Annotated in this window: 11 protein-coding genes and 2 pseudogenes; 8 read left to right on the forward strand and 5 right to left on the reverse strand. The window is 63.9% G+C overall.

What is annotated here, in order from left to right; translation table 11 throughout:
* Nucleotides 1-114 precede the first annotated feature (114 nt).
* The 5 genes from ACT9T4_RS08030 (at nucleotide 115) to ACT9T4_RS08050 (ending at nucleotide 5661) form a co-directional block, all read left to right on the forward strand.
* A complete protein-coding gene (locus ACT9T4_RS08030; protein WP_042553791.1) occupies nucleotides 115-1032 on the forward strand; it encodes an AAA family ATPase in 918 nt (305 codons plus the stop codon).
* Complete coding sequence (locus tag ACT9T4_RS08035; RefSeq protein ID WP_499116384.1) at nucleotides 1029-1985, forward strand: DUF58 domain-containing protein; 957 nt, start codon at nucleotides 1029-1031, stop codon at nucleotides 1983-1985. The genes ACT9T4_RS08030 and ACT9T4_RS08035 overlap by 4 nt, the downstream gene beginning before the upstream one ends.
* Nucleotides 1982-3976 carry a transglutaminase TgpA family protein gene (locus tag ACT9T4_RS08040; protein WP_499116386.1) on the forward strand — a complete coding sequence of 665 codons (1995 nt, stop codon included), beginning with the start codon at nucleotides 1982-1984 and terminating at the stop codon, nucleotides 3974-3976. The genes ACT9T4_RS08035 and ACT9T4_RS08040 overlap by 4 nt, the downstream gene beginning before the upstream one ends.
* Nucleotides 3977-3997: 21 nt before the next feature.
* Nucleotides 3998-4759 (forward strand): CHAD domain-containing protein, encoded by a 762-nt coding sequence (locus tag ACT9T4_RS08045; protein ID WP_042553788.1) that lies wholly within the window; start codon nucleotides 3998-4000, stop codon nucleotides 4757-4759.
* Nucleotides 4760-4863: 104 nt separating this feature from the next.
* A complete protein-coding gene (locus ACT9T4_RS08050) occupies nucleotides 4864-5661 on the forward strand; it encodes an acyl-CoA thioesterase (protein WP_499116388.1) in 798 nt (265 codons plus the stop codon).
* Here the strand turns inward: ACT9T4_RS08050 and ACT9T4_RS08055 are convergent.
* The 4 genes and pseudogenes from ACT9T4_RS08055 to ACT9T4_RS08070 all read right to left on the reverse strand — a co-directional run bounded on the left by ACT9T4_RS08055 (nucleotide 5637) and on the right by ACT9T4_RS08070 (nucleotide 8477).
* Nucleotides 5637-5867 (reverse strand): hypothetical protein, encoded by a 231-nt coding sequence (locus tag ACT9T4_RS08055; protein ID WP_499116390.1) that lies wholly within the window; start codon nucleotides 5865-5867, stop codon nucleotides 5637-5639. The two genes, ACT9T4_RS08050 and ACT9T4_RS08055, sit on opposite strands and share 25 nt — an antisense overlap.
* A 139-nt stretch (nucleotides 5868-6006) precedes the next feature.
* A pseudogene (locus ACT9T4_RS08060) lies at nucleotides 6007-6513 on the reverse strand (methyl-accepting chemotaxis protein); the annotation flags it as partial.
* Between the two features lie 360 nt (nucleotides 6514-6873).
* Nucleotides 6874-7491 (reverse strand): annotated as a pseudogene (locus tag ACT9T4_RS08065) (HAMP domain-containing protein); the annotation flags it as partial.
* A 152-nt stretch (nucleotides 7492-7643) separates the two neighbouring features.
* The gene (locus ACT9T4_RS08070; RefSeq protein ID WP_042553784.1) at nucleotides 7644-8477 is read right to left on the reverse strand and encodes a TatD family hydrolase; all 834 of its coding nucleotides are present in this window, start codon (nucleotides 8475-8477) and stop codon (nucleotides 7644-7646) included.
* A gap of 233 nt (nucleotides 8478-8710) precedes the next feature.
* Between ACT9T4_RS08070 and ACT9T4_RS08075 the strand changes: the two genes are divergently transcribed.
* The 3 genes from ACT9T4_RS08075 (at nucleotide 8711) to ACT9T4_RS08085 (ending at nucleotide 11155) form a co-directional block, all read left to right on the forward strand.
* Nucleotides 8711-10102 carry an MltF family protein gene (locus ACT9T4_RS08075; protein ID WP_218878591.1) on the forward strand — a complete coding sequence of 464 codons (1392 nt, stop codon included), beginning with the start codon at nucleotides 8711-8713 and terminating at the stop codon, nucleotides 10100-10102.
* A 100-nt stretch (nucleotides 10103-10202) separates the two neighbouring features.
* Complete coding sequence (locus ACT9T4_RS08080) at nucleotides 10203-10637, forward strand: DoxX family protein (RefSeq protein ID WP_042553782.1); 435 nt, start codon at nucleotides 10203-10205, stop codon at nucleotides 10635-10637.
* 218 nt (nucleotides 10638-10855) lie between these two features.
* A complete protein-coding gene (locus ACT9T4_RS08085; protein ID WP_042553781.1) occupies nucleotides 10856-11155 on the forward strand; it encodes a hypothetical protein in 300 nt (99 codons plus the stop codon).
* Here the strand turns inward: ACT9T4_RS08085 and greB are convergent, their stop codons facing one another.
* Nucleotides 11156-11653, reverse strand: a complete 498-nt coding sequence (gene greB / locus ACT9T4_RS08090) for a transcription elongation factor GreB (RefSeq protein WP_179538037.1) — start codon at nucleotides 11651-11653, stop codon at nucleotides 11156-11158.
* Nucleotides 11654-11684 lie beyond the last annotated feature (31 nt).

The following is an 11684-nucleotide window of genomic DNA, read 5'->3' on the forward strand; positions in this document are numbered from 1 at the left end:
CCTGGTGCACAGTTTTGTCAGCAAAGGTTACCTATTCGTCAGCAAAGGTTACGTAGCGCTTTGCCCGATGCCACGGGGCCAGTAGCATCGAGCCACTTGCATGAGGAGTGGACGATGCACACGAAACTGGATGCCTGCCTTGATACCGTCAACCAGGTGCTGCTCGGCAAGGAGGCGCAGGTGCGCCTGGCACTGACCTGCCTTTTGGCACGGGGTCACCTGTTGATCGAAGATCTGCCCGGCATGGGCAAGACCACCCTCAGCCACGCCCTCGCCAAGGTCCTGGGCCTGAGTTTTCAGCGCGTTCAGTTCACGTCCGATCTGCTACCTGGCGATATCCTCGGAACGTCGGTATTCGACAAGGATACCGGGCAGTTTCTGTTCCATCCCGGGCCCATCTTCGCTGAGCTGGTCCTGGCTGACGAAATCAACCGGGCCACACCCAAGAGCCAGAGCGCCCTGCTCGAGGCCATGGAAGAGGGTCAGGTGACCATCGAGGGCGCCACGCGGCCATTGCCGGATCCGTTCTTCGTGATCGCCACGCAGAACCCGATCAGCCAGAGCGGCACTTTCGCTTTGCCGGAATCGCAACTGGATCGCTTCCTGATGCGCCTGTCGCTCGGTTATCCGGCCCGGGCGGCGGAGAAGGCGCTGCTACTGGGCGAGTCACGTCGTTCGGTGCTGCCGACCCTGGATGCGGTGCTCAACCACGCCGAGCTGGCGAAGTTGCAGGCCGAGGTGCCCAAGGTGCGGGTCAGCGATGCACTGGTCGATTATGTGCTACGCCTGGTCGAGGCCACGCGCACCCAGCCGCAGTTCGCCTGGGGGCTGTCACCGCGTGGCAGCCTGGCGCTGCTGGCGGCGGCGCGTGCGTGGGCGCTGCTGGCTCAGCGAGATTATGTGATCCCCGAGGATGTACAGGCCGTGCTGCCGTCGGTTGCCGGTCACCGGCTGCGCGACCAGGCCGACCCCGCCGGGCATGGTGGCGGGGCATTGGTGCAGTGGCTGCTGCGCGAGGTGCCTGCACTTTGACGAGTGCCCTGAAGCAGCGCTGGAGTCGCTGGCTGGACAAGCGCATTCCGGCGGCCGCCAGCATTCAGCTCAGTCAGCGGCGGATCTTCATCCTGCCAACGCGAGTCGGCGTGGCGTTTCTGTTTGCGCTGCTGGTGATGTTGCTGGCGGCAATCAACTACCAGAGCAGTCTGGCCTATGCGCTGACCTTCCTGTTGGGCTCGGTATTCGTGGTGACCATCCTGCATACCTACCGCAACCTGGCCGGGCTGGTGCTGCATGGCGGTGGTGCCGGTGCCGTGTTCGCCGGCGAGCAGGCACGTCTGCGGGTACGCCTGGAAAGCCGCGGGCGGGTTCATGAAGCCGTGGCACTGGGCTGGCCGCCTGCCGATACGCTGCAGCAGGACGTCGCTGCCGGCGGCGCTACCGAGTGTGAACTGAGCCTGCCGACCCAGCGTCGTGGCTGGCTGCACCCCGGCAGGCTGAGGGTAGAGAGCCGTTTTCCTCTGGGCATGCTGGTGGCGTGGAGCCTGATCGACCTGGATCAGGCGGTGCTGGTCTATCCGCGGCCACTGGAAGGCGAGTTGCCGCAGGCTGCCGGTGGCAGTGAGGACGATCAGGAGCAGGGGCATCTGAGCATGGGGCAGGGGAGCGATGACTTCCAGGGGCTGCGAACCTATCAGCCAGGCGACTCACGCAAGCGTCTGCACTGGAAGGCTTATTCGCGTGGCCAGGGCCTGCTGGTCAAGGACTTCGCCGCCCAGAGCGGTCGCGACCTGCTGCTGGATTTCGACGTGCTGAGCGGTGACCTGGAAAGCCGGCTATCGCTGCTCTGCCACTGGGTGCTGGTGCTCTCCGAACGGCAGCAGCCATTTGCCCTGCGTCTGCCTGGCAGCCTGTTCGCAGCGGATATCGGCGAGCGCCACCGTGAGCAGTGTCTGCGTGCCCTGGCGTTGCACGGAGCCCGCGTATGAGCGCCATTCAGGGCATTCCACGGATCAGCCTGACCTGGCTGCTGGTGGCGCAGGCGCTGGTGATCGTGCCGCATCTGGGGCACCTGCCGCTGTGGGTGATCGGCCTGTGGCTGGGCTGCGCCTTCTGGCGGGTACAGATTTTCCGCATGCGTGCCGGTTATCCCACGCGTGTGCTGCGTATCGGTCTGATCGTTCTGGCCGGGTTAGGGGTATTCCTTTCTCGCGGAACGCTGGTCGGGCTGGATGGCGGCGTGGTGCTGCTGATCGCCGCCTTCATCCTCAAATTGCTGGAGATGCGTACCCGCCGTGATGCGCTGGTGCTGATCTTCCTCGGCTTCTTCGTGGTGGTGACCGCGTACCTGTTCGATGACAGCATCCTCGTCGCCCTATTCAGCCTGTTGCCGGTCTGTGCCCTGCTGGCGGCGCTGATCGGTCTGCAGCAGAGCGGTACGGCGACCCGCCCCTGGCGCACGCTTCGGTTGTCCGCCAGCCTGCTGCTGCAAGCGATGCCGCTGATGCTGTTGCTGTTCCTGTTCTTCCCGCGCCTGGGGCCGCTCTGGTCGCTGCCTGTACCCAATGAACGGGGCGCTGTCACCGGCCTTGCCGACAGCATGGCTCCCGGAGACATCGCCGAGCTGACCCGTTCTGGCGAGCTGGCCTTTCGCGCCAGTTTCGAGGGCGAGATGCCGCCGCGCAGCGAGCTGTACTGGCGGGCGCTGACCCTCGATCATTTCGATGGGCGGCGCTGGTCGCAATCACCGGTCGCGCAGTTCTCGCCACCGCCGCAATGGCAGCCGCGTGGTGAACCGTTGCGCTACAGCATCGTCATGCAGCCCACCACTCGGCCTTGGCTGTTCGCCCTCGACGTCGCCCAGACCGACTTGCAAGGCACCCGGCAGATGGGCGATTTCCGTCTGCAGCGCAACCGGCCGGTGGACCGTGCGCTGCTCTATGACGTCAGTTCCTGGCCCCAGGCGATTCGCGAACCGCAGGAGCGCCGCAATGGCATGCAGACCTGGCTACGCCTGCCTCAGCAGGGGGACGCACGCAGCCGCGTGTGGGCGCAGGAACTGCGTCAGCAGCACCCACAAGACGAGCAACTGGTCGCCGCGCTGCTCAGCCACTTCAACCGCCAGCCTTACGTCTACACCCTGACACCGACGCCGCTGGGCGCCGACTCCATCGACGAGTTCCTGTTCGATACGCGCAGTGGCTTCTGCGCCCACTATGCGGGTGCCATGACGTTCGTGCTGCGTGCGGCGGGGATCCCCAGCCGGGTTGTCGCCGGTTATCAGGGGGGGGAGCTGAGCGGCAACGGTCGTTATGTTCAGGTACGCCAGTTCGATGCCCATGCCTGGGTCGAATACTGGCAAGCGGGGAAGGGCTGGACAAGCGTGGACCCCACCTTCCAGGTTGCCCCCGAGCGCATCGAACAAGGTCTGGAGCAGGCCCTGGCAGGTGAGCAGAGCTTCCTCGCCGATTCGCCTTTCTCGCCCTTGCGCTATCGCAACCTGACCTGGTTGAACGAGATCCGCCTGGCCTGGGATGACCTCAATTACGGCTGGCAGCGCTGGGTTCTCGGTTATCAGGGCGCCCAGCAGTTCGAATTGCTGCAGCGCTGGTTCGGTCAGGTCGACAGCGGTCGCCTGATACTCGCATTGGTGGGGGGCGGCGGCTTGCTGCTGGGGCTGTTGTCGTTATGGCTGTTCAAGCCCTGGCGCGTCGAGCGGGACTCCCTGCTACGGGTGTTCGTGCGCTTCGAACGCCTGCTGGCGCAGCATGGCGTGCGGCGAGATACCGGCGAGGGCCCTCGGGCGTTCGCTGCCCGTGCCGCTCAGGCACTGCCCGGGCAGGCCGAGGCCATCGCTGCGTTCGTACGGGCCTATGAGGCGCAGCGTTATGCAGGGCAGAACGTATCCCCCCGAGCACTACTCCAACAGCTGAATGCGCTTCGCCGTCAGCTACCGTGGCGTTGGAGTCGACCCCATTGACCGGTTTCAGGAGTACCCGCGATGAGTGGTTTCGTCAGCAATTTGCGCAGTGAAGTGCTGCGTTTGCAGGTAGCGCTCTACGCCTGCCGCGAGCGTCTGCAGGCACAGACCGATGGTGAGGCGCTGCATGATCTGCGGGTGTGCCTGCGCAGACTGCGCAGCCTGCTCAAGCCCCTCAAGGGGGCTGCCGGCAGCGACCCGTTGCAGCAGCGTGCGGCCGAGATCGGGCGTCTGAGTGGTCCGCTGCGCGACCTCGAGGTGTTGATCGACACCTTGAGGCAGCATGGCGAGCATGTTGCTGCCGACCGGCGTGTGGCCGAGCGGGCCAGAGGCGACGCGATGTTGCTCGCCAGCCGTTCGCTGCCGGCACTGTTTCGGGCGCTGGACGAATGGCCCCAGGAGCTGGCCCGACAGCAGGCCAGCGGTGAGCTCGATGACCTGCACAAGAAGGTTCGCCGCTACCTGCGCAAGCAGCGTGCCCGCCTGGTCGAGGCGTTGGCTGATGCTGAGCATGACCGCCATCGAGTCCGTCTGCTGATCAAGCGGGTGCGCTACACGACGGAGGCGTATCCGCAACTGTCGCCGCTATCCGCAGCCCAGGTTCGCCTGCTCAAGAAGGGGCAGGCGGTACTTGGCGACTGGCACGACCACCTGCAGTGGCTGGCGAGGGCCGAAACGGAGACGGACCTGCAGGTCTTCGAACAGCCATGGCGCCGCTCGATGCAGGAGGCCGAACGGGCCTCGGAAGTGATTCAGGCGCGTCTGCTTGCGGCGCTGGAGTAGGCACGCCGCTATTTCCTTACAAATGACCGAACTGGCGCCTGCCGCCGCCTCGCCGCCGGGCAGCGAGTCTCTTACTATCGTGGTGACGTCCATGGGAGGTGAGCATGAATTTCTCTGCATTGCTGGAACAGGTACGGCGCACGCCCGAGTCGCTGTCGATTCCCGCTGACTGGGGCCAGGGGCGCGCCAGTTTCGGGGGGTTGGTGGCGGCATTGGTGTACGACGTGATGCGCAACAAGGTGGCGGCGGATCGGCCACCCCGTTCGCTGGCGATTACCTTCGTCGCGCCGGTCGCGCCTGATACCGCGACCTGTTTCGAGGCCGAGGTGCTGCGCGAGGGCAAGGCCGTCAGCCAGGTGTTGGGGCGCGCGCTACAGAACGGCGAGGTCGTGGCTCTGGTGCAAGGCAGCTTTGGCGCGCCTCGTCCTTCTTCGGTCAGCGTCGAGGCGCAGCCAGCGCCTGTACTCGAGGCCGTGGAAGGTAGCCAGGAGCTGCCTTACATCCCCCAGGTCACCCCGGAATTCACCCGCCATCTGGCAATGCGTTGGGGGCTGGGTGGCTTGCCATTCAGTGGCAGCCAGTCGCAGGAGATGGGTGGCTGGGTACGCTTCCGTGATCAGGAGCGTGTCGAAACCCTTGGTGAAGCGCATCTGCTGGGACTGGTCGATGCCTGGCCACCGGCTGTGCTTTCTCTGCTCAAGGGGCCTGCGCCAGGTAGTTCGCTGACCTGGACCATCGAGTTCATCCAGCCGCTGGTCTCGGTGACCTCGGATCAGTGGTGCCTGTATCGTGCGCAAATCGAACACGCCCGTGATGGCTATGGACACGTCGCTGCGGCACTCTGGACCGCCAGCGGTGAACTGCTGGCGATCAGTCGTCAGACGGTTACCGTGTTCGGCTGAGCCACGGCAGCAGGCAACAGCGCCTGCCGTGCCAGGGCGTAGGCTGCAATCGCTCCCAGCCCCGACAAGACCAGCGCCAGCGGGCCTGACCCACTGCCGGCAAGAGCGAGCGACACCAGCAGCAGTGGCAGGGCGATGGCCAGCGATGGCATGTCGATCGATTCGGTGCTGGCCGAGTGGGCGAGGGTAGCGTTTTGCGTGCTCATGAAAGGTCTCCTGCATCAGATGGAGCCAGTCTATGGGGCAGCCGGCCCGGCAGCGAATTGATCCCTCCTATGTGGCAGATAGCTTTTGTACTATCTGCCCAAACCTCGCTAGCGCCTCACGGCCATCAGGCAGCATGCCCTAGGGCTTGAGTTGGCGGATGGCACGCGATAGCTCGCCCGCCAGTTCTGCCAGTTCACTGCTGGTCGTGGCCGACTCCTGAGTCTGCTCGACGGTTTGTTCGGTGACGTCGCGAATGCCGACTACCGAGCGGGTCATCTCCTCGGCCACCTGACTCTGCTGCTCGGCGGCCACGGCAATCTGCGTATTGCTCTCACGCATCTGCGCCACTGCACTGGTAATCGCAGCCAGCGCCACGCCGGCTTCATGGGCGGCCTGTACGCAATCGTCGGCTTTCAGCGTACTTTCCTGCATGAACTCCACGGCATCCCGGGTGCCTGCCTGCAGGGTGCCGATCATGCTGGTGATCTCGTCGGTGGAGTCCTGCACGCGCTTGGCCAGGTTGCGTACTTCGTCGGCCACCACGGCAAAGCCACGGCCCATCTCGCCAGCGCGGGCCGCTTCGATGGCCGCGTTGAGTGCCAGCAGGTTGGTCTGTTCGGCGATGCCATGAATGACGTTCACCACACTGCTGATCTTCTGGCTGTCGCCCGCGACCTGCTGAATCATCGTGGCCGTCTGCTGGACACCGCTGGATAGCCCGGTGATGGAGTGTACGACGCGACTGACCACGGCCTGGCCGGCGCCCGCGAGCTGGTCGGCGGTCTGGGACTGGTCGCGCGTGGTCGCCGCATGCTCGGCGATGTGGTGCACGGTGGTCGACATCTCGTTGATGGCCGTTGCGGCCTGGTCGGTTTCGCTCTGTTGACCGAGCATGCCCTGGCGGACGTCTTTCATGCTCCGTGCCAGGCGCGCAGTGCCGTCATCCAGCCGCGAGGCTGCCTGGATGACCGTGTCGACGACGCGCTGGTAGCCATCCTGCATGGCGTTGAAGGCACCTGCCATCTGCCCGACTTCGTCGCGGCTCTGCAGGGGAACGCGTGCCGACAGGTCGCCGCTCCTCTCCACGTGCAGCATGACGTCCTTGAGGGTGTTGAGGTGGCTGAGCAGAAAGCGGATCAGCACCTGCGAGGCGCCGAGCAGCGCGAGCATCAGCAGGGCTACCGCCAGCGCATAGCTGCCGGCACGCTCGGCGAATACTTGCGCCAGGCTACGACCATATGCCGGTATCGCCACCCGTTCATCGCCGCCGCGCGCGCTGATCAGCACACCGATCAGCGGATCACTGCCGAACACGCCATCGTGGGGGAGCTCGACCCAACCGTGGGTGTTGCGCAGTGCGCCGGCGTCCGTGTTACCGGGCAGGCGTGGTGTCTCGCCGCTGGTGTACGGGATCAGATCAGCGCTGCCAGGCAGTTCGCCCTCGGCCGGCCAAGCGGCGATCAGGCGTGCCTGCCTTTGCGCCCCTTCGCGGGCTGCCTGGGCGAAGGTGTCCTGTTCCTGATGCATGGCGAACAGAACGAGCAGCAGGGTGGTGAAGAAGGCGACGGCGTTGACCGCCCAGAACTTGTGTTTCAGGGATACATCGCGAATCCAGACGGGCATGTTTTTCTGCTCTCGACATGAATGAGGTTGCTAGCAAGGCGCCATCATTCTTCCACGGGCAAAATGTCCATCCCTTGATGTGAGTCAATGACTCGAAAGCTGTGCGGTTGCATCCGGATCAACGGCGGTGGTCGCTCGGGCGCGTTGGCTGGTCATCCATTTTCTTCGTCGTCAGCCCGCTCGACGATCGGTGGCAGCGCAAAAAAGGCGCGGGCACAGGCGGTGGTGTGTCGTGCCACTTCGGCCACGGATTCCTGGCGATGCAGGGCCACCTCGCGCAATACCTCACTTAGGTAGGCAGGTTCGTTACGCCCGTTTTTCGGCTTGGGTCTGAGGCTGCGGGGGAGCAAGTAAGGGGCGTCACTTTCCAGCATCAGGCGGCCAGCGGGAATTTCCCTGACCAGCGGGTGCAGGTGGGCGCCGCGACGCTCGTCGCAGATCCAACCGGTGATACCGATGTGCAGATCCAGATCCAGGTAATCGAACAGCGCGCGCCGCTCGCCGGTGAAACAGTGCACGACTGCGGCTGGCAGGCGATCGCGGTAATCACGCAGGATCTGCGCGAAGCGTGGATGAGCGTCACGCTCGTGCAGAAACACCGGCATCTGCAACTCCACCGCCAGGCTGAGCTGCTCTTCCAGGGCTTTTTCCTGCTGCGGGCGTGGCGAGAAGTCTCGGTTGAAATCCAGACCGCATTCGCCCACGGCTCGTACCTGAGGCTCGGCCAGCAGGGCACGCAGGCTTCGCGAGTGGTCGCTGCTCCAGTCCCGCGCGTTGTGCGGGTGCAGACCAGCAGTACTGAACAGGCGGTCACCGCTCTCATCCAGTTGTCGGCAAAGCGCCAGGGCATGCTCGCTTTCCTCCAGACTGGTGCCGGTCAACACCAGTTGGCAGACGCCCGCCTCGAAGGCTCTTTCGAGCAAGGCCTGGCGCTGGTCATTGAAGCTTGCATGGGTCAGATTGACGCCGATGTCGATGAGTTGCATGGTGTGACCCTGTGAAACCTGAAGGCCGCAGCATAACAGAGCTTTTCTTGGCATCTAAAAAGCTATCGATTACAAAGAGTTGTGCGTTCTTTGTAATGTGAAACCAACAATTATTGGCGTCAGAACTCCGGCTGTGCGACTCTCCGCGCCCAGCTTTCGGCTGACCGCCACTGGCCGTCGGCCGGTTTTTCGCCTCCGGAGCGTCGATATTGCGTGTCCTTCTTGTGCTGTGCATGTTGCTCTCGCTGCCGCTCTCGGCAGTGGCGCGCATTGCCGGCCCGGTGGAAGTGACCCAGCCAGCGGCGGTTCGTGATTTACCCAGCATTCGCAAGAGTGGCGAGCTGCGTGTACTGGTCAACCAGAGCCGCAACAGTTCTGGTGAGGTCAAAGGGCAGAGCATCGGTGTCGAATACCAGCGGCTGCGTGCCCTGGAGCAGTACCTCAACCGCAATGCGCGGGATGGTCGCAGCCTGCACCTGAAGATGATTCCCAAAGCCAAGGATCAATTGCTTGCCGCTCTACAGCGCGGCGAGGGTGACCTGGTGGCGCCGGGTGAGTTGCTCAGCAGCAAGGGTGGTGCGAGCGTCATCGCCAGTGAGGCGATTCGCCGTGATGTGCCGGTGGTGATCGTCGCGCGACAGGGCAATCGGCGCTATCAGCGTCTCGAACAACTGGCTGGGCGCAGCCTGTCGCTGCCGGTGGGGAGCATCGCCAAGGATGCCCTGCACGGCATCAACCTGAAACTCCAGGAGCGCAAGCTGCCGCCCATCGTGGTCGAGTGGGTGGATCCGACGCTCGCCGTCGAGGACGTGCTGGAGATGGTTCAGGCCGGTATCTTCGACTTCACTGCCGTGGAACTGCACATTGCCGAGCGTTGGGCCAAGGTGATGCCCAAGTTGCGGGTCGATCGCCATCTGGTGCTCGATGATCAGGGCGATATGCGCTGGTACATGCGCCGCGATGCGCCGATGCTCAGCGCCAGTGTCGATCGCTTTCTGGAAGGCTACCGGGTGCCCGATGATCAGGATGCTGCCTTTCAGCGTGTCTATCGGCGGCTTTACAAGGTGCACTCGCCCATGGGACGCACCGAAAGGCAACGCCTCGAGCGCGTGCGCCCGGTCTTGCAGCGCTATGCCGAACAGCATGATTTCGATTGGCTGGCGCTGGCCGCTCTGGCTTTCAAGGAGTCGACCCTGAATCCCGGTGCGCGGGGCAGCAGCGGTGCCACCGGGTTGATGCAGATCACCCCTGCGGCGGCGCGAAGTGTCGGTGTCAGCGATATCACGCGGGTGGAGAACAACGTGCAGGCCAGCGCCAAGTATCTGGCCAAGATTCGTCGCGGTTTCTTCAACAGCCCGCGCCTCAACGAGCGCGAGCGCATGGCCTTCGTGCTGGCGGGCTACAACCTCGGTCCGCAGCGGGTGCAGAGCCTGCGTGCGGAAGCCCGCAGGCGTGGCCTGAATCCGGATCAATGGTTCTTCCAGGTAGAGCGCGTCGCCATGGAAGAGCTGGGCATGGGCGTGGTCAGTTACGTCAATGCGGTGAACAAGTACTACCTGGCCTATGCGCGGGAGCGCTATTCCCTGGAGCCTGCTGCAAAGCAGGAAGTGAGCATGCGTAAATGATCGATTGGTTCGATTTGTTTTAGCGGTTTTATTCGGTATTCATATTTGATAATTAAATTAATATGGCGCCATCTCACTCACATAGCAAAGGAATCGCCCCATGATCGCACTCATCAAATCCCTGGCAGCCACTCGTGCCGGCTATGGCCTGACCATCCTGCGGGTGCTGGTCGGCATCACCTTCGTGGCCCATGGCGCGCAGAAACTGTTCGGCTGGTTCGGCGGTTACGGCCTGGCGGGTGTCGCGCAGTGGATGGAAAGCATCGGCCTGGCGCCCGGCTACCTGATGGCGTTGATGGCCGGTAGTGCCGAGTTCTTCGGTGGTCTGGCGCTGATTATCGGCTTGCTGGTGCGCCCCGCGGCGGCGGTACTGACCTTCACCCTGTTGGTGGCCATCTTCTCCGTGCACATCGGTAACGGTTTCTTCATGAGCGACAACGGCTATGAATTCGCCCTGGCGCTGATGGCCGCTACGCTGGCACTGCTGATCGAAGGCGCTGGCCGTCTGTCTGTCGACAAGCGCATCGCCGGTTAAACGACGAGAATCGCTGAAAAGCCCGCTGATGCGGGCTTTCTTCGTTATTGACAGGGCGATCCGCAACTCTCTAGGATTGACGTCTGCGCCGATTTAAACAGCTACTTGCGGGGCGCCTCAGAGACTCTTCAACGACTCTCGAAATTCCGCTAAAGCGCTGGTTCGGTGTTGCCTCTCACCGCTGCCCAGCGGGATTTTCGAGGCGGAGACAAACACCCATGACCTGCCCACAGGCCACCCAGATTCGTATCGCACCCATCACTTCCGGCCTGCTGCGGCGCAACCCGCGCATCCTGCTAGGTGGTACCCACCAGCCAACCCTGTTGCGCTACCTCGATGGCTGGCCGAGTCGCCGTGAGGGGCGTCGCGCCTTTCTCGTGCAGTTCGCCGAACACGGCGAATCGCTGCAACGCTTCGCCGCCGACAGCTTCGATTTCGCGGTGCTGCAGCGCCCGAGTGCCGAGGCGCTGGGCCAACTGACGCGTATCGCCCGACAGGGGCTGATCACCCTGCGCTGACTACGGATAGTCGATGGTGATGACGTACCAGTACTTGTCGCCGGTCGGCGTTTCCACGCGCACTTCGGCGTCCAGCCCCTTGCCGATCAGCGCCCGCGCAAGCGGTGAGTCGATGCTGATCAGGTTGAGCTTCAGGTCGAGTTCGTCGGGGCCGACGATGCGGTAGCGCGAGGCGTTGCCGTCTTCATCTTCCAGGGTCACCCAGGCGCCGAAGTAGACCTTGTCCGGGTCGCTCGGGCGGGTATCGACCACCTTGAGCTTTTCCAGGCGCTTGGTGAGAAAGCGCACGCGGCTGTCGATTTCCCGCAGCATTTTCTTGCCGTAGGTGTATTCCGCGTTCTCGGAGCGGTCACCCTGGGCAGCTGCCTCGCTGACCGAGCGCGTCACCTCGGGGCGGCGTACGTGCCAGAGTTCGTGCAGCTCTGCGCGCAGACGCGCCTCACCTTCGGGGGTGATGAGGGGCGTTCCGGCGGCGCGGGGTGGGCGGTATCGGCTCATGCTGGGCTCGGTCTGGTGCGGATGCGCAGTC

Source organism: Pseudomonas sp. SZ40, assembly GCF_052958135.1.